At 46.1% G+C, this 16,523-nt stretch carries 22 protein-coding genes; 1 reads left to right on the top strand and 21 read right to left on the bottom strand.

Annotation, left to right across the window (positions count from 1 at the left end; translation table 11 throughout):
* Positions 1-28 precede the first annotated feature (28 nt).
* On the top strand, positions 29-970 hold the full coding sequence (locus U5R06_11530; protein ID MDZ7723407.1) for a glycosyltransferase family 2 protein: 942 nt from the start codon (positions 29-31) through the stop codon (positions 968-970).
* Positions 971-1,094: 124 nt separating this feature from the next.
* Here the strand turns inward: U5R06_11530 and U5R06_11525 are convergent, their stop codons facing one another.
* From U5R06_11525 to U5R06_11425, 21 genes are all read right to left on the bottom strand, one after another.
* Positions 1,095-1,364, bottom strand: coding sequence for a hypothetical protein (locus U5R06_11525; protein MDZ7723406.1), 270 nt, complete (start codon positions 1,362-1,364; stop codon positions 1,095-1,097).
* Positions 1,365-1,521: 157 nt separating this feature from the next.
* Positions 1,522-1,959 (bottom strand): arsenate reductase ArsC, encoded by a 438-nt coding sequence (locus U5R06_11520; GenBank protein MDZ7723405.1) that lies wholly within the window; start codon positions 1,957-1,959, stop codon positions 1,522-1,524.
* Positions 1,952-2,737 (bottom strand): NAD(P)-binding domain-containing protein, encoded by a 786-nt coding sequence (locus U5R06_11515; GenBank protein ID MDZ7723404.1) that lies wholly within the window; start codon positions 2,735-2,737, stop codon positions 1,952-1,954. Before U5R06_11515 ends, U5R06_11520 begins: the two co-directional genes overlap by 8 nt.
* A gap of 32 nt (positions 2,738-2,769) precedes the next feature.
* Positions 2,770-3,006 (bottom strand): thioredoxin family protein, encoded by a 237-nt coding sequence (locus U5R06_11510; protein ID MDZ7723403.1) that lies wholly within the window; start codon positions 3,004-3,006, stop codon positions 2,770-2,772.
* Between the two features lie 86 nt (positions 3,007-3,092).
* On the bottom strand, positions 3,093-4,400 hold the full coding sequence (locus U5R06_11505; GenBank protein ID MDZ7723402.1) for a permease: 1,308 nt from the start codon (positions 4,398-4,400) through the stop codon (positions 3,093-3,095).
* Positions 4,378-4,782 (bottom strand): metalloregulator ArsR/SmtB family transcription factor, encoded by a 405-nt coding sequence (locus U5R06_11500; GenBank protein MDZ7723401.1) that lies wholly within the window; start codon positions 4,780-4,782, stop codon positions 4,378-4,380. The genes U5R06_11505 and U5R06_11500 overlap by 23 nt, the downstream gene beginning before the upstream one ends.
* 194 nt (positions 4,783-4,976) lie before the next feature.
* Positions 4,977-6,029, bottom strand: a complete 1,053-nt coding sequence (gene arsB / locus U5R06_11495) for an ACR3 family arsenite efflux transporter (protein MDZ7723400.1) — start codon at positions 6,027-6,029, stop codon at positions 4,977-4,979.
* Positions 6,022-6,924: a universal stress protein gene (locus tag U5R06_11490; protein ID MDZ7723399.1), complete on the bottom strand. Its 903-nt coding sequence runs from the start codon at positions 6,922-6,924 to the stop codon at positions 6,022-6,024. Before U5R06_11490 ends, arsB begins: the two co-directional genes overlap by 8 nt.
* Positions 6,925-7,407: 483 nt before the next feature.
* Positions 7,408-8,268 carry a hypothetical protein gene (locus U5R06_11485; GenBank protein ID MDZ7723398.1) on the bottom strand — a complete coding sequence of 287 codons (861 nt, stop codon included), beginning with the start codon at positions 8,266-8,268 and terminating at the stop codon, positions 7,408-7,410.
* A gap of 304 nt (positions 8,269-8,572) precedes the next feature.
* The gene (locus tag U5R06_11480; protein ID MDZ7723397.1) at positions 8,573-8,911 is read right to left on the bottom strand and encodes a hypothetical protein; all 339 of its coding nucleotides are present in this window, start codon (positions 8,909-8,911) and stop codon (positions 8,573-8,575) included.
* Between the two features lie 216 nt (positions 8,912-9,127).
* Complete coding sequence (locus U5R06_11475) at positions 9,128-9,529, bottom strand: metalloregulator ArsR/SmtB family transcription factor (GenBank protein MDZ7723396.1); 402 nt, start codon at positions 9,527-9,529, stop codon at positions 9,128-9,130.
* A 99-nt stretch (positions 9,530-9,628) separates the two neighbouring features.
* Positions 9,629-10,297 carry a flavodoxin family protein gene (locus tag U5R06_11470; protein ID MDZ7723395.1) on the bottom strand — a complete coding sequence of 223 codons (669 nt, stop codon included), beginning with the start codon at positions 10,295-10,297 and terminating at the stop codon, positions 9,629-9,631.
* Between the two features lie 45 nt (positions 10,298-10,342).
* Entirely contained in the window at positions 10,343-11,257 is a 915-nt protein-coding gene (locus U5R06_11465) for a hypothetical protein (protein ID MDZ7723394.1), read from the bottom strand.
* 154 nt (positions 11,258-11,411) lie between these two features.
* Entirely contained in the window at positions 11,412-11,762 is a 351-nt protein-coding gene (locus U5R06_11460; GenBank protein ID MDZ7723393.1) for a hypothetical protein, read from the bottom strand.
* On the bottom strand, positions 11,759-13,105 hold the full coding sequence (locus U5R06_11455) for an FAD-dependent oxidoreductase (GenBank protein MDZ7723392.1): 1,347 nt from the start codon (positions 13,103-13,105) through the stop codon (positions 11,759-11,761). Before U5R06_11455 ends, U5R06_11460 begins: the two co-directional genes overlap by 4 nt.
* Positions 13,106-13,169: 64 nt before the next feature.
* A complete protein-coding gene (locus U5R06_11450) occupies positions 13,170-13,526 on the bottom strand; it encodes a putative zinc-binding protein (protein MDZ7723391.1) in 357 nt (118 codons plus the stop codon).
* 49 nt (positions 13,527-13,575) lie between these two features.
* The gene (locus U5R06_11445) at positions 13,576-14,130 is read right to left on the bottom strand and encodes a thioredoxin family protein (protein MDZ7723390.1); all 555 of its coding nucleotides are present in this window, start codon (positions 14,128-14,130) and stop codon (positions 13,576-13,578) included.
* A gap of 21 nt (positions 14,131-14,151) precedes the next feature.
* Positions 14,152-14,601 (bottom strand): OsmC family protein, encoded by a 450-nt coding sequence (locus U5R06_11440; GenBank protein ID MDZ7723389.1) that lies wholly within the window; start codon positions 14,599-14,601, stop codon positions 14,152-14,154.
* Between the two features lie 18 nt (positions 14,602-14,619).
* On the bottom strand, positions 14,620-15,387 hold the full coding sequence (locus U5R06_11435; GenBank protein ID MDZ7723388.1) for a DUF169 domain-containing protein: 768 nt from the start codon (positions 15,385-15,387) through the stop codon (positions 14,620-14,622).
* A 35-nt stretch (positions 15,388-15,422) separates the two neighbouring features.
* On the bottom strand, positions 15,423-15,821 hold the full coding sequence (locus U5R06_11430) for a metalloregulator ArsR/SmtB family transcription factor (GenBank protein ID MDZ7723387.1): 399 nt from the start codon (positions 15,819-15,821) through the stop codon (positions 15,423-15,425).
* Between the two features lie 65 nt (positions 15,822-15,886).
* The gene (locus tag U5R06_11425; protein MDZ7723386.1) at positions 15,887-16,489 is read right to left on the bottom strand and encodes a thioredoxin family protein; all 603 of its coding nucleotides are present in this window, start codon (positions 16,487-16,489) and stop codon (positions 15,887-15,889) included.
* Between the last annotated feature and the right edge of the window lie 34 nt (positions 16,490-16,523).

Below are 16,523 nucleotides of genomic sequence, written 5' to 3'. Positions count from 1 at the left end.
GGTATCAAGACTGAAACTCACGGAGAACATGATGTCAGAGTTACAAATTTCGATCGTGATCCCTGTCTATGCAAGCATGGACTGCCTAAAAACTCTGGCGCAGCGATTGAAGGATGTATTAAATCCCCTGAAACGGCGTTATGAAATTATACTCGTCAATGATTGCAGTCCGGATAAAAGCTGGGAAACCATTCTCGGTTTATGTCAGGAAAATCCCTCTATCATGGGTGTGAACTTGCGCAGAAATTTCGGCCAGCACAATGCGGTGATGGCCGGACTGCAGTACGCATCCGGGGAATCGATTGTGATTATGGATGACGATCTGCAGCATGATCCGGTGCACATTCCGGATTTGATTCATAAACTCGAAAAAGGATACGATGTCTGTTACGGGCGATATACGCGGAAAAAGCATTCCTGGTTTAAAAATTTCGGCAGCTGGTTCAATGACAAGGTCGCCAATATCATTCTGAAAAAACCCAAAGACATTTATCTATCCTCGTTCAAAGCGTTAAAAGGCGATGTGGCGGCTGAAATTTTGAAATATGACGGACCCTATCCTTATGTGGACGGACTGATATTCCGGGTGACCCGAAATATCACGCAGATTGATATCGTACATCATGAACGCTTTTCGGGCAAAGGCAACTACACACTCGGGAAATCATTGAATTTATGGCTCAAACTGGCCACCAATTTTTCTATTTTTCCGCTGAGGATCGCAACGTTTTTGGGGTTTTTATCTTCAGGAATTGGATTTCTTTTAGGCCTCTATTATATCATCCTGCATCTCATCGGTATTCAGACGCCGGCCGGCTGGTCGTCGCTTATTGTGGCGGTTCTCTTTATCGGCGGCATTCAACTGGTTTCTCTGGGCATCATCGGCGAATATGTCGGACGTCTTTTCCTGCACAAGAGCGGAGAACCTCAATATACGATTAATCAGGTGATCCATCATTCAAACGAGTAGCCTGGTTTGTTAACATATCATCGGAGTCTAGCATGAAGCGGAGCATTCTTTTGCTGGATCAGCCGGATTGACAGGATCAAAAGCCAAAGCAGAAATCCTGAAAATAAAAACATCAATCCTTCAATCACACCGAGGCATCATGACGCTTTGTTTTGAATTGTGCCGCGACCCCTCGTCTCAAAGCACTGGGGAATGTATTCTGTCCGGGAATACGGGCACTGGACACAGAGTGTCCGGGCTGCATTCCGCCAAGAGATTTCAAACGGTTTTCCACCACATCCTGTGTCCAACTGTCAAAATGTTTGCAGTTGGCGCAGCGGTATGAGGTGTGGAAATAATAGACATTGATTTTATCGAGCGATGTTGCGTCATCCCCGGCAAAACCTGTAGTCATCTAACCCAAAAGCAGCAATAGCATCATTTGTTTCATGGTAACCTCCTGAATGGTGAACTCGTGTTTTGTTTTCAAACTAATGCGAACCGGCATGATCGTTCAAACAACGACATCTTTTTTGCCAGTTTCTCTTTCATTCTCACCTCTTGTCTTTCTTTTATGCATCTCTGTCCAGTGCGTCCGGCAGGGTCTCGACAAAGGCGCGGATCTCGTCGCGCACCCGGCGATAAATCTCCAGTTTTTTCTCCTCGCTATCCACCGACTTGGACAGAAACGGCGGATCGTCAAAGCTTTTATGAACACGCTTGATGTTTCCGGGAAACACGGGACAGCTTTCACGCGCGTTATCGCAGACGGTCACCACGGCATCAAACGAAATATGCATCAGATCATCCACATGCGTGGACGCGTGACTGGAGATATCCACGCCGGCTTCCCGCATCACGCGCACGGCATCCGGATTCAGACCGTGCGTCTCAATCCCGGCGGACCAGACATCGATTTGATCGGACTTTAAAGCGCGCGTCCAGCCTTCGGCCATTTGACTGCGGCAGGAATTGCCGGTGCACAGGAAAAGTAGTTTTAACTTATCCATTTGTGTTTCCTTTTAATTTTTTATATAATCCGGATAATTGGGTTCGATAGATATTTCGAAAATCCGCCTCAGATTCTCCCAGCGGCTTGACCGGAATCAGGTCAACGACCTCATCATACGACAGCCCGGCATCGTACATCAGCTGCAGGGTATTTTCCAGCATCGCTTTGATACCATCGACCGTTTCCTTTTCAGTCATACCGAATTCCAGGGCGAGTTTGTGAAGCTCATTCAACTGCGGCCACAAATACGTCGGGCCCATCGCCGTGACAATAGCATACGCCTCAAGTTTTTCTTCTTCAACCTGCGGACACTCTCCCAAAACATCGAACAGGTGCAAAAGCTGCTTTTTAACCGTCCCGTCAACAGAGTTTGAAAACCACATCGGATTAAACCCGGCGTTGATATAACTTGCTGCTGACGGAATCATACGCACCAGCTTGTTATAACCGTTCAACAACCCGCTTATCTTTTCTGCCGTGAACACCGGCGCCAGCGATACAACCGCTTTTGCCCGGGAAACGGATTCTGCAATGTCCGGCAGTACATTTTTCAACACGGGCGGATGCACGGCCAAAAACACGATATCCTGTCCTGCTGCTTCCGTGTTCGAGCCAGTCGTTACATTCAAAACAGAATAAGCATGGGTCAATTTTTTTAACGCTATAGTGTCCGGATCGCTGACCACAATATGATCAACGTTAACATCTCTGTTTTTCATCGCCTGCAAGAAAACACTTGTGATACGGCCGCCGCCGATAAATCCCAAACTTTTCATGGTTAAATCCTCCTGTTGATTGATAGATAGGCTTAATTGCCGATCATGTCTTTCAACTCGGTATTGCCCGGAATTTTGCCGGAGACTTTGACGTTGCCGTCCACCACCAGCGCCGGGGTCATCATCACGCCAAAGCTGATGATGTCGTTCATATCCTCAACTTTGCTCAGTTCATATTCAATACCGAGTTCATCCGCAGCCTGACGCGCCGCTTGTTCCAGTTTTCGGCATTTCGGGCAGCCGGTGCCTAATATTTGTAGTTTTTTCATTATACCTCCAGAATCAAAAGTCATAAAAAAGTTCAACGTTTAAAGGTTCGACTGTTCAACTCTTGAACAATTAAACCTTTCAACGCTCATCCAGCCATGATTCCGCCATAGATCAGACCTGATATCGTGGCCATCACGACGACCAACAGCACAAACACCGTGGTTTTCTGTGTGCCGATGACACTGCGGATGACCAGCATGTTGGGCAGGGACAATGCCGGACCTGCGAGCAGCAGCGCCAGCGCCGGACCGTCGCCCATGCCGTTGGCCATCAGACCCTGCAGAATCGGAACTTCGGTCAGGGTGGCAAAGTACATAAACGCGCCGACAATGGACGCGAAAAAGTTTGAAAACAGCGAGTTGCCGCCCACCAGCGAGGCGATCCAGCGCGACGGGATCAGTCCGTCAGCGCCCTCGGGAGACCCGAGAAGCAGCCCGGCCACCAGCACACCCGCGCCCAGCAGCGGCAAAATCTGTTTGGCAAAATCCCAGGTGGACGACATCCACTCCGAGCCTTCACCCTGCTGTCGGCTGAGAAGCACGGCCACGGCGAAAATCGCAGCCGAAAACGGGATCAACGGATTCCCCGGGGAAATCACAGCGGTCAGAACAGTGACTGCTGCCGCCAAACCTACATGTTTCCAGCTCAGTTTCAGCACCGTAACCAGGGCAATCGCCAGCAGCACGCCGAATCCGCCGGTAATTATCCACTTTTGTGACCAGATGGCATGCCACAATCCGGATGACGCTACAGGACGTCCCCAGTTGGCAAACACCAGAATGCCGATCAGGGTGACAAACAGAAACAGCGTCTGAATCAGCGGACGCGTCTCTTCCGGTTCCGGCATCACCGCCTGAGCCGCCGCTTTTTCCGCTTCTTCTTTGCGATAGATCAAATGCATCAACAGTCCGATGACCACACTAAACAGCACCGCGCCGATCACTCGCGCCACACCCAGTTCAAATCCGAGAATACGAGCCGTTAAAATGATCGCCAGGATATTGATCGCCGGGCCGGAATACAAAAACGCGACCGCCGGGCCAATGCCCGCCCCGCGTCGATAAATCCCGGTAAACAACGGCAGAATCGTACAGGAACACACCGCCAGTACCGTGCCGCTCACCGAAGCCACCAGATACGCCAGCCATTTTTTCGCACGGGCGCCAAAATATTTGATCACCGCAGCCTGACTGACAAATACACCGATGACTCCGGCGATGAAAAACGCCGGAAGCAGGCACAGAATCACATGCTCGCGCGCGTACCATTTGGCCAGCGCCAGAGATTCGTGAACCGCCTGTTGAAAGCGGCTCTGCTCCACCGGCAAAAAATAGGCGGCCAGAAACAGACCGACCATCCATAGCAGAGGTTTATATTGATTTTTCCAGTTCATGAGTATTCACTTTCCGTGTTATCGAATTGTTTTTCCGCACAGGCCGGCACAGGTCAACCCGATCCGTGGTCTGCATGTTTCTGCGATCCTGATCCACAACCGGATCATCATTGATCCATTCCCGCATCAACGGCAGCAGTTGCTTGATGTACTGCTGCTGCGCAGCCCGATTCAGGTGATAGTTCACCCATTTTCCGTCCTTTTGCTCGAAACTCAGTCCGGCATCCGTCAGAATATGCAAATGCTTTGACGTTGTGGACGCAGCCAGTCCCAGAATTTCGGTGATTTCACACACGCACAGGGGACGCGCTTCCAGCATTTTCAGGATACGTACCCGGTTTTTGTCCGAGAGCGCCTTGAATAGTTGTACGAGTTGTTCCATAGCAGCCTTTTCATTTCGTTAAATTTCGAAAAATAAGTATCCTTTTTCGGAATGTCAAGTCATTTCTCAACAGTGATAACAGCTTTTAAAGCGATTTTTATAACGATCTGATTTCTACAATAATAAAGACAAGCTTTTTATTTTATATAGGTTAACAAATTTATCCGGTGAATTTGTCAGATTATACCTTTTGTTTATTCATGCAATTTTGCAGGAAACCAATGGGTGGTTTTATTGGCAATCCTGACAAGTGTCAACATAACAGGGACTTCTACCAAAACCCCTACTATTGTCGCGAGAGCGACCGGTGAAGTCGCTCCGAAAAGCGAGATGGCAACTGCAACCGCCAACTCGAAAAAATTCGACGCGCCTATCATACCTGCGGGCGCCGCAATATTATGCGGCAGTTTTAATAATTTCGCTGCTGTATAGGCAATAAAAAATATCAAAAATGTTTGAATGGTAAGCGGAATCGCTATGAGTAAAATATGCAGCGGATTCTTTAAAATAATATCACCTTGAAAAGAAAAGATTATTATCAATGTCAACAAAAGCCCGCCTATGGTAATATTGTTGAATTTTGGAATAAATGAATGATTAAAATAATCCAAACCTTTTCTTTTTATTACATTAATCCGAGTGGCAATTCCTGCCGTCAGAGGGATTACGACAAAAAGAACTACAGATAATATCAGCGTTATCCATGGGACGGCAACACCGCCCACACCCAGTAAAAAAGCCACAATCGGAGTAAACGCAATTAAAATAATCAAATCATTAGTCGCTACCTGCACTACTGTATAGGCGGGATGTCCTTTTGTTAAATGACTCCACACAAAAACCATTGCCGTACACGGAGCGGCGCCCAGTAATACTGCCCCTGCCAGATAATCTTTGGCCAGGTCAGGTGGAATGATAGCCTTAAATACCACATAAAAGAAAAATGCGGCTATTCCAAACATCGTAAACGGCTTGATCAACCAATTCGTAATCCATGTTACCAAAAGACCTTTGGGGCTTTTACCCACATTTTTGATGCTTTGAAAATCGACCTTCATCATCATGGGATAAATCATCAACCAGATAAGAATGGCTATGGGAATAGACACCTGAGCATATTCAAATTTGCCAAGAAACTCCGGTATAACAGGAAGAAACTTTCCTATTATAATACCTATCGCCATACAAACAACAACCCAAACGGTTAAATATCTTTCAAAAAATCCAATACCTGTTTTATTACTCATCTTCTCTAGTCTCCTCCTTTGGAATTAACAATACTGAACTATTGGCATGTCGTACAATATTATGGCTGATGCTGCCAACGAACAAGTCGCCAATAAAGCCTCTGCCGTGGGTTCCGGCAACGATTAGTGCCGGTTTGATTTCATCTGCATATTTTAAGATTTCGTTTGCGGGTTTTCCATAGACAACTTTGGTGTTGACTTTTGTATCACTAATCTTTAAAAGTCTTTCTTTTAATTCATCAAGGCGCTTATAATCAATATTATCATATTCTTTTAAAAGTTCTTTGCTAGCTTTAGCTAACGACACCATATCCTGGATGTGAATCAGAGTTACTTTTTTGGCTCCACTTTTTACCAATTTCTCCATATAAAGAAAGGCCTTGTCAGCATGTTCAGAAAAATCAGTTGCATATAATATTGAAGAATGAAAATCCTCACATGACGACGCCAATACACACTGATTCTCTTTTTCATTTTTAGAATTTTCAACTTTCAATCTGACAAGTAATAATGGCTTGGTAATATGATGAATAAGGTCACCTGCCAGAGACCCAAGAGTAATTTCATGCAATAGACTGTGACCTAAAGATGGGACCATAACAGCATCACAATTGTATTCTTTTATCAAACGATTTATTTCAACATGAGCTGTCCCGAAAACTTTTTCGGTTCTTACTTTGAAACCCTGTTTTTCCAGAACACTTTTTTGCTCTTCAAGTATACCATCAACACTTTCAATATCTTCAGCAAGCGCTAATGAGGTGGCTTCAAGTGTTTTAAGACATTCGGTTAAAATAATTTCCTTAGCGCCAAGAGGGATTAATCCTTGGGCACATTTGATCACTTCGTTTGACGCTTTAGAAAGATCGGTGGCTATTATAACTTTCGAAAACATAATAAAATCTCCTAATTATTATCTTTGCAATTTTCCGGCTCTTGTGTTCTTTCAAACTTGAGGCAATATCTCGACAAACGCCCGGATATCGTCCCGCACCCGGCAATAAATCTCAATCTCTTCTCTCTCTGTTTTCGCGAATTTGCCAGATACGGCGGATCTTTGAAACTCTTGTGAATTTTGCTGGCATTCTCAATGGTGATCAATTAATCAGCAGTCATAATAAAAAATGGATCGACTCGAGTCGCCCTGACAATAGGCAAAATACTTGCTGATAACGAAATCGCGAGAGATTATTAAACCTTACACGACATACATGGGTACTGGAAGCACGGGCATCTCCGCCATGATTCCCCCAAAATATACCCGATTAATCCGTCTGCAACTCTGAGTATGATAGCGACAAGATTTGAGGCGAATTGACTGTTTTGCTGCAACATTTCCTCAAACGCTAATTTTCTGATTTTCACGGCTATTCCCTTTTTACCTGGGCCCGCAACAGCCGCTTCCCGCAGTGCAAGCAACCAATCCGTTAATTAAGGTGTCTTTGGTGATGTTTCCTGAATAAACCCCGCCGATCTGACCGGGTGGCACAACGAGAGCTACGGTGGCTTTTTGTAAATTCTTATCCAATTTGCATTGATTTAAAAAATCAGTTATCGTTGCATCCAGTGGATTCTGCTGAATGATATCGACAAAGCCGTTCAACCGTTTATCCGCAGCAAAATCTTCCGCAGCCTGGGTCGCTTGATCATTAAAGGCGGTGTTATCATTTTTTAGTAATACCAATGCCACTCTGTTTGATTGCACCGTTTTTAATAATTTCATCATCAATTCAGAGACGATTGCCTGCTCGAGCCGTTCCCGGCTGATTTGCTGTAATGGAAAACCGCCAGTAACTGCCCCATTCGGCGCAAAAACAAGCAGCAGCGGCAAAGGAGCGCGGTCGACACCGTATTCTTTAATGATATCGGCTTCTTTTAAATCCGTGGTCAGCGCTTTGTAGACCTGAATTTCTTTGGATGATCTGGTTTGAAAATTGGTAACAATATCATCCATTTCCTGCAGCGAAGCATCTTTTTGATTATAAAAAATCAGCGCCAGGTACTGATGATTTTGCTGCGCCATTTCAATCGCTTTGGCGGCATTCGTGGCGCTTTCGTTCGGTGCAGCCATGGCATTTTGAACCAGGACACTTTTTTGCCCGGATATTTCAGTCGTTTTCGCATTTCCATTATTCGGACTGTCGCTTTTTGAACAGAACATCAATACTGAGCTGACGCCGAACATGAAAATCAGCCAGATGAAAAGTTTTATTTTTTTAAAAATCGGACAAGCTTTCATTGGTTCACTCCTTATAATTAACAATTTAACTGGCAGCGCTTGGGGGAAACATAACTTGCTATCCACAGCATCCGGAGCCCGAATTGGGACCGCAACCGCCGGACGATTTAAATGCGGCATTGGCGCTTCCACTCCCTGACTTGAAAAAATTAACACTATTGAAAAGTTGAACCGTGTCTGTCGCTCCACATTTGGGGCAAACAGCTTCAAGTCCGTTCTCTTTTTGACTCATGGAAGCGGATATTTCGAATTTAATGCTGCAATTGAGACAACCATATTCATACGTTGGCATAATATCTCCATCCTATTTTTGTGAAATATTGTTGATTTTTGTTTTGACCATATCAATCGCTTGCTGAACCGTCGGCGCACCCATAGAAACAACTTGATCATCGACAGTAATAATCGGGATAACACCCCAGCCAAACGATCGGGTGAGCTCTAATATTTTTCGATGCGCTTTCATATCCGCGCCGTTTTTCACATTCAACGTTTCTACTGGAATTTCCAGCGCGGTTTCAAGCCCATCCTTAAGCATTTGAAGCTGCTCGTCTGTTTGTCCGATTGCTCCGCAGCAGGTGGAATCAGCGCCGCAGGGAAACTCCTGGGGCATTGAAAAAATACTTACATTGTGCTGTGACATATTAATTACCTCCTAAAACAAGTTAAATAGATATCCTGCAATTACGCAGCCGAAAAAACTGACGCCTAACAGATAGAATGCGGCGACCGTAACAAGATAAAACAATTCTTTCCGGTTTGATTTTTTGTAAAGAGTTTTTTTTGACCGTTGATTGTTTGCGGGCCATCCAACGGGATGGTTGTTTTGATTACTCATTGAATGGTTCCTCATTATCAATCAACATTTATTTTTTTTCTGCAATAAATTGTCCAATTCTTCAGCAGCCACTGAACCGATGGTACAAAGGTCATTTTCCCGCAAGTTCAATCGTTTTTGTAAATACTGCCAGTCCTGCTCAAACTGTGTGTCATTCAAAAAACTGCGCAGAAAAACAAACAATTGGCTGTTTACGGGATTTTCGTTAACCAGAAAATAATAGTTCCACTTTCCCTGTTTTTCACTATTAATAAAACTTTGATGTTTCAGCAATGACAGATGTCTGGAAACCTGGTACTGGGGCATGCTTAAGGCGTCCGTAAGTTCACATACGCATAACGGCTTTTTTGACTGGATAAAAAGATTTAACAGCCGCAGCCGGGTTTCATCAGACAACGCCTTGAATAATTCGCTTTTTTTCACTTTTCTATTCTTGTATTTTTATATGCTCATATGCCTATATGTGCATATATTAATAAATAAAATCTTAAGAATCAAGAATTATTTCATTTTTGTTCAACCTCACTTTAACATCAGCGCTGCCTCTGCAACTCGTTTGCCCAGATTTTTGGCGCTGGTCATGCCGAATTCATCTTTGGTAATGTCATCACTGCCGTCGTTCCACAAGGTGGCGCCTTGAAACGCGCCTGGTTTGCCGCCGACGATTACAGCTTCATGGCAGAGCATGGCCGTTTGAATCTGCTGAACCGCCAATTCCTGGCCTCCGTTCCGGTAACCGCCCACCGACAGCGCGCCAACGGCATTGTTCGCCAGTTGCAATGTCGGTTTTCGCAGCGCGCCCAGCCGCTCCAAAAACGCCGCGCACAGCGAACTCATATTTCTGAAATAAACCGGTGTGCCGATGATAATGCCGCCAAGATTCGGCGATTTAAACGACGGCAGAATCAACTCAAAATCATCCATAACGTTTTGTCCATCGGCCTGCGGTTTCCACCCGGCTATATCCTTGCCGCCCAGGTCGATCATTTCAGTAGTTATTTTGGCATCAACGCTTTGGGCGGCATCCAGCGCCGCCTGCATTGAAGTGGCGGTCGTTTTCCCTTTGCGCGGGCTGCACGCCACGCCAACAATTAAAATCTCGTTTTCAGCGGAATAAACATTCTTTGCTGCTGTGCCGACCAGCGCTGCGGCGCCGGCAGCTTTGATAAAATGTCTTCGACTTGATGACATGATGCTCCTCCTTGTTTTATTGTATGTTGCAGGTCTCTATTATTATCACGCGGTTTTTGTTGATTGAATGGCATTTTTGATTATTTGCGTATAAAATGTGACCAGCGTTCCCATCAAAATAAATAATAGCGCAACATCAAAAACGCTATAAGCGAATCGATTCACTTCGACCAGGCCCGGAATTTTGACCAACATCAATACACCGGAAACAAACAGGACAATAAACGTCGTGACCAACTCGTTTATCCAGAGCCGTTGTTTGCTTTTTTCCGATTTGTTTTGCATCACATTTCGCAACCGATAGACAAGAGCCAGAATGCCGGCCAGCAAAATGACCATAGCAATGGCAAAGTGATTGCTGTCCAGCCAAAAACGCGACGGCAGAATAAAATGAACCAATTGACGGTCGCTCATCATCAACAGCACGGCCACGCTGAGGAATACGACCAGGAGCATCGGCACGTAGGCTAAGATTTTCGGCATGGGATGCGGCCCGTAAATCCAGCGCAAAACAAATTCCCCTGCCAGGACCAGCGGAATCATCAGCAGCAGAAACAAGCCAATGTAAAGCACAGGCTTGAGCCAGGTTTCCCGCCAGATGCCGATGAATGCGCTGAACGACGTCATTTCCATCTCTTTCGATGATGTGTTTTCTTTTGGCGACAGGTAACGATAGAGCGGCGCCGGTGAGCACCAGGAACCGCCGTAATTTCCGGGGGACGACACCCATAGACACCGTTCCACTTGCGCCGAGGCCGGCTCCTCACCGGCGCCCTGAGTAAAGTGATAACCCTGCGTGATCAGGTCGTAATCGTGACAGTCCGCGCCCCCGCACGTTTGCCGGGGGGAATACGGTTTGTCCGCGTTCACGCCCTGAACCGGATTGATGATGGCGCCACTTTCATCCCGTAGAAAAAACGGCGGACACACCGCGTCGACAGATGACTGTTCCGCCGCCATCGCTCCGATAATGATCAAGAGGCTAAAAAGAATCAACAAAATTTTACGATATGTCTGTTCGGTTCCATATCTCCTCCAAACTGTTCTGAAATGATTGATACGCACTGATCAGATTGAGACGGTTCAAAAATGTCATAGCCTGCAATATCGGCATTCAATTAGACGGAAATTCCGCGTTCTCAAGCTTGAAAATATCCTGCTCGGTTAATCCCGCACGATGCGGCTGCCTTGCCATGTCATGCAACGTCCGATATTCCGGGAGTTTGCCAACGCTCATCAAGACGTTATCCAGGAAAATCATTGGGTAGGCATTATCGCCCAGAGCGTTCACGGCCAGCGAGGCAAGCTTGTCGAATTTGACATCAGACTCTGTTTTATCAATGACATTCATCTCTATATTCTTGTCACTCTTGAACCAATTCTCTAATGAAATTCGAACCATATCAGTCGGTAATGTTTTACAGCAGGTTTTTAATCCGCCGTTTAAAAGAACGATTATCTTCATGCAATCTCCTGTACCTTTTGCAGCCAGCACTGAGACGCCATTTGCACCGGATCCCAGGGACTGGAAAGCGGCGGCGTATAGCTTAAATCCAGATTGTTTAAATCTTCAACCTTTATATTTTGATACAAGGCGGCTGCCACAATATCAATCCGTTTCGACACTTCCGTCCCATAAGCGCCGACAAGTTGAGCGCCCAGCAGACGATGGGTTTTCCGGTCTCCGGTCATGCGGACATGAAGCTTTTTTGCGCCGGGATAATAGACCTGGTGATCCCGGGTCTCAAAATCAACCGTCAAAGGATCAAAGCCTTCGAGTTGCGCTTCATCGTCTTTAAGACCGGTTCGCGCGGCCACTCTATCGAAAATCTTTATACTTTGAGTTCCCAACGACCCTGCATATTTACGATCTCCACCCACTGAATTTTCGCCGGCAATGCGTCCCTGCTTGTGCGCCGTGGTGCCCAGAGGCAGGTACATGTTCCTGCCTAACAGCCGATGAAACGTTTCGGCGCAATCCCCGGCGGCATATATATCGGCGATGCTGGTCTCCATTTTTTGATTCACTTTGATAGCGCCTTTGACGCCCAAGGCCATGTTCGCGGTTTGTGCCAATACTGTTTGGGGACGGCTTCCGGTGGCGACCAGCACCATGTCGGATGTCAGCAAGAACCCTTTTTGTCCTTTGACGATCAATTTTTCTTTGTTTGCTGTAATTTCCGTGATCGCGGTTTTTGTAAAAACCTGAACACCGTGCTGTTCCAGTTCTGATCGCACGATTTCTCCCAGGTGTAAATCGAGTGTCGTCAATACGGAAGGCAAGAATTCGACCACATTCACCGCAAGGCCCAAATGTTTCATGGCATCCGCCATTTCCATGCCTATGTATCCGGCGCCGATTATCGTAATAGATTGCGGACGGCGAGTTTTCAGAAATTTTTTGAACGCAAAACTGTCTTTCATCCAGCGTAAAAAAAAGATACCGGGGAGACCGATTCCGGAAATGTCCGGTTGAATGGAAACAGCGCCGGTGGCAATAATCAACTTGTCGTACTCGAATGATAAAATCTGTCCGCTGTTTTGCGCACGTGCGGTCACAGTTTTCGCACCAGTGTTTATGCGCGCTGCACCATGTTCTACCAACACCGAGATACCCTGGCGCTCTATTTCATCCAATGATCGATGCGCCAATGCCTGCCACTCGTTAACCTCACCGCTTATATAAAACGGCAAACCGCAAATGCTGAAATTCGGGTATTGATCGGCCACCAGCATCGTGACCCGGGCAGATGGATCGAGTTCTTTTGCACGCAGGGCGGCGCTAATGCCGGCATCGCTGCCGCCGATGATGAGAATGTTTTGTGTTGAACTCGTATGTTCTCCTGATAGAACTTTAGTTTTGACAAGACAATTACCGCGTTGTCAAATACTCGACAATTTCATCTATTTTTTCTTCGGTCACCGGCGTTTTGCCCTTTACAATCCCAAAATCCGTGGTATGCACATGCTCGAAATTGTGAATACCGCGTTCGTTGAGAATTGTTGCCGCACAATCAATCGGACAGCCGTCAAGCACGACAATCCGGGCGTCTTGCGAACAGCTCTTTTTTTGCGTTTCCGCCCATTTTTCATCCACGGCTAAGCGCGCCAGGCACAGCATTTTGGCATTGCCCGTGGCCATTAATTTACGAGCCACTTTATCCGAGTACGCTCCGGTGTTGGACGCGCCGGAACAGGCAATCAATATTGTTTTTTTATTAGCATTCATAGCATACTCCAATTAATTTTTTCAGATCTACCATTTTTTTAAAATCTTTTTAATCCTGCCAGAAATACATTCCGGCTTCGAGGCTGTCCGGATAGGTTTCGCGTATATCCTTCATCGTCCCTCGAAAGATATTTTTGTCTTTGGTTTTGATATAGTCGGCAATGGCTCGTTGTTTTAGGAGCGTCGGGACTAACGCCGAGTCAGACAGCGAATCCACATCCTGACTCAACGCATTGACCGTCTCATCATAGCGGCCGCGGGGAATCCAGGCTTCCGCCAGGCCCAGCCGCAACATGACGCGGAAATCGACCGGAGGCAGGTAGCCGTTGAAATGATAATAGGATTTCCCCTTGTGATCCAGGACATAAAAAGACGGCGTCCAGTAGGCCGCGAGGTCCCGGCGCATCTCCCGGTCTTTGATCAGGTCGAGCTTGAGCATGACGAACCATTGTTGCATTTCGTCCTGAACCTGTTGATCGCGATAGGTTTCCGCATACAACTTTTTGCAACCGCCGCAGTTTTCCATTTCAAACTGCAAAAGAATCGGTTTCCGCGTTTTTGCGGATTGGTCTTTTGCGTCGTTAAAAGTTGTCAGCCAGTTCATATTTTTCTCCTAAAGGATGTATTATCGCAGAGTAACATTTAACGTGGTGTCCGCTTTAATATTATCCGTGACCGGGCAACGTCGCTCGGTCTCTTCCAGCCAATGTTTTTTTTCTTCGTCGGTCGCGCCGTCAAAATCAGCGTCGACTTTTACCGTTATATTTTGAAATCCGGCGCGTTCTTCAAACGAACAACCGATAAATGTACATGGATTCATGACACCTTCGATCCTGATGTCCATACCGTTTAATTTCAAGCCCTCTTGTCGGGCTATTTCATGGCCGGTCACATTCAAACAACCTGCAAGCGCCATCAACAGTGCCTGAATGGGAGACGGTCCCTCGTCATTGCCGCCCATCATTTTCGGTTCGTCGATTATCATCGTGTGCTTGCCGGAAGTGAGATTGATTTTCGTCGCATTTTCACTTTTTCCGGTTACCAGCACTTTCATTTCTTTTTGCTTTGTATTCATTATATACTCCTGTGTTTATTACGTGTTAAAAGGATCTGCTTTTTCAACATTTTCGGCATCCTTGCGTCTGAGAAGGGCATAGGCATTTTTGCCGCGTGAATTGGGTATGGCTTTTTCATTTAAAAATTCAAGCATGTTGACAATCTCGTTGAATTCCTGAAACGGAAAACCAAGCACGGTCTCGTTCGGTCCGATATCGGTGGCATCGCGGCAGCCGTAGCATCCGAAACTCATGTTGAACTGCTTTTTCACAAAAGGAATCAACGTCGCATCCACACAGGTGGCTTGTAACACCGCCGTGGTGCTTTCAATGCGTTCGCCGCCCTGCAAATTCAGCTTGGCCAGGGCGATCCACATTAATTTTTCGATCTCGTCTTCAATAACCACAATATCTGGCGCAATTGAGGCTTCTTCGAGTGGAAATAAATAGAGCGCCTGCAGCGTGCCCGGCTCCAGGGTGGTCATGCCTTCAAACATTCGTTTGCCCGTTTCGGCCTGTTGAACAATGCCGAACCCCTGCAAGCCCTTGCCGGTCTGCAACCCCTGTGCAAGCGGCTTGAATCCAAATGCAGCCGCCGCCGCAGGACAAGCAATCCCTTCCGCATCGAGCAGCACATGCTCGCCGTGCCTGGCCTTCATCAAAGCCTGACAATAGCGGTGCCGGACCAATCGCCGGGCATCGGCATCAATTGTTTCATCTTTGAGATAAAACTTGACGCCAACAGCAGAACTGTTCAGTCCCAGAATATCTTTTATTGTCCGTGCATATTTTTTTGTATGTGTCATAACAGCACCTTTTTTTTGTTCGTACTCTTGAAATCTCAACAGGTGTGGCGAACATTGATGTTTTCTGTTGCCTTTATATCCTGTTCATAAAAATGATAGTGGTCCAGCCATTGCTTTAACAAACGGAGCATGTGTTTGGTAAAGGGATTCGTTGGCTGGGGATTGATTCGATATTTCACCCAACGGCCATCCCGTTCAGATATAATAAAGCCGGCATCTCTGAGTATGGCAAGATGAGCAGAAATGGTTGAATCACAATGCTGGATCAATCCGGATATTTCACAAACAAACAACTCCCTGTGAAACAGCAGGTTGAGAATCCGTAACCGTGTATGATCGGAAATTGCTTTAAAGGTCGCAAAATAATCATCAGGTGTCGATATCTCGGGAGTTTCCGGGATTGTGTCTGTTTGTATGGTTTTTGGTGAATTCATTTTATTTCATCCATCATTCGATTTGGAATTTGTTCGTGTTATATGCATTTTTCGGAACAAAAGCGCTATTGCTGCTGTTGCCGTTTCCGCTGATCCAGACCTTTTTTAGCGACCTTTAAGACGCCGCGTTTTTTGATTAGCGTTCTTATTCTGTCACTATCCGGAAAACGGATGGCATCATAAACGCACCAGACTTTGCAGGATGTGCACCCTACCATGCACTGGAGCGGTCGGGCAACAACAGCTTTTTTGTGGTCCCAGTCATAATCAAACACATTTCTGCCGCATGAGGTTACACACATTCCGCAGCCGGTGCATAGCTCCGGATCAATGGTCGGCGCCCAGTCAATCTCTTCTCTGGGTATGCCTTTCCAGGTTGCGAATTTATCCGGCAGTTTGGCATTATCGGCTTTACTTTTTGAACAGAACTGCTGCATAAAATGCTTGATTTCATCTTTTGACCAAATGTGCCCCTGGCAGAGAATTTTATCATCGACAATTAAAGCCGGAGTCAGCACAATTTGTTTTTCCTCAATAGCCAAAATTTCGTTAATATTGTGAATAATGTCCAGCTTGCATTCAAGTCCCAATTCATGAATAATATCTTCAACGTATATTTTCAGTTGTCTTTGCATTGGGTTTTCTGTGCCAATGATTGCAATTTTCATCATAACACCTCTTAAAGGTCTTTTGACATTATGT

The organism is candidate division KSB1 bacterium (assembly GCA_034521575.1).
GTDB lineage: Bacteria > Zhuqueibacterota > Zhuqueibacteria > Residuimicrobiales > Krinioviventaceae > JAXHMJ01.
The sequence above is the reverse complement of the archived record's forward strand: the minus strand, read 5'-3'. Positions and strand labels throughout refer to the sequence as shown.

Bases quoted from the DNA above. Each gene is read 5' to 3' on its own strand.
- U5R06_11530 (MDZ7723407.1), top strand. From the start codon at position 29: ATGATGTCAGAGTTACAAATTTCGATCGTGATCCCTGTCTATGCAAGC.
- U5R06_11525 (MDZ7723406.1), bottom strand. From the start codon at position 1,364: ATGACTACAGGTTTTGCCGGGGATGACGCAACATCGCTCGATAAAATC.
- U5R06_11520 (MDZ7723405.1), bottom strand. From the start codon at position 1,959: ATGGATAAGTTAAAACTACTTTTCCTGTGCACCGGCAATTCCTGCCGC.
- U5R06_11515 (MDZ7723404.1), bottom strand. From the start codon at position 2,737: ATGAAAAGTTTGGGATTTATCGGCGGCGGCCGTATCACAAGTGTTTTC.
- U5R06_11510 (MDZ7723403.1), bottom strand. From the start codon at position 3,006: ATGAAAAAACTACAAATATTAGGCACCGGCTGCCCGAAATGCCGAAAA.
- U5R06_11505 (MDZ7723402.1), bottom strand. From the start codon at position 4,400: ATGAACTGGAAAAATCAATATAAACCTCTGCTATGGATGGTCGGTCTG.
- U5R06_11500 (MDZ7723401.1), bottom strand. From the start codon at position 4,782: ATGGAACAACTCGTACAACTATTCAAGGCGCTCTCGGACAAAAACCGG.
- arsB (MDZ7723400.1), bottom strand. From the start codon at position 6,029: ATGAGTAATAAAACAGGTATTGGATTTTTTGAAAGATATTTAACCGTT.
- U5R06_11490 (MDZ7723399.1), bottom strand. From the start codon at position 6,924: ATGTTTTCGAAAGTTATAATAGCCACCGATCTTTCTAAAGCGTCAAAC.
- U5R06_11485 (MDZ7723398.1), bottom strand. From the start codon at position 8,268: ATGAAAGCTTGTCCGATTTTTAAAAAAATAAAACTTTTCATCTGGCTG.
- U5R06_11480 (MDZ7723397.1), bottom strand. From the start codon at position 8,911: ATGTCACAGCACAATGTAAGTATTTTTTCAATGCCCCAGGAGTTTCCC.
- U5R06_11470 (MDZ7723395.1), bottom strand. From the start codon at position 10,297: ATGTCATCAAGTCGAAGACATTTTATCAAAGCTGCCGGCGCCGCAGCG.
- U5R06_11465 (MDZ7723394.1), bottom strand. From the start codon at position 11,257: ATGGCGGCGGAACAGTCATCTGTCGACGCGGTGTGTCCGCCGTTTTTT.
- U5R06_11460 (MDZ7723393.1), bottom strand. From the start codon at position 11,762: ATGAAGATAATCGTTCTTTTAAACGGCGGATTAAAAACCTGCTGTAAA.
- U5R06_11450 (MDZ7723391.1), bottom strand. From the start codon at position 13,526: ATGAATGCTAATAAAAAAACAATATTGATTGCCTGTTCCGGCGCGTCC.
- U5R06_11445 (MDZ7723390.1), bottom strand. From the start codon at position 14,130: ATGAACTGGCTGACAACTTTTAACGACGCAAAAGACCAATCCGCAAAA.
- U5R06_11440 (MDZ7723389.1), bottom strand. From the start codon at position 14,601: ATGAATACAAAGCAAAAAGAAATGAAAGTGCTGGTAACCGGAAAAAGT.
- U5R06_11435 (MDZ7723388.1), bottom strand. From the start codon at position 15,387: ATGACACATACAAAAAAATATGCACGGACAATAAAAGATATTCTGGGA.
- U5R06_11430 (MDZ7723387.1), bottom strand. From the start codon at position 15,821: ATGAATTCACCAAAAACCATACAAACAGACACAATCCCGGAAACTCCC.
- U5R06_11425 (MDZ7723386.1), bottom strand. From the start codon at position 16,489: ATGAAAATTGCAATCATTGGCACAGAAAACCCAATGCAAAGACAACTG.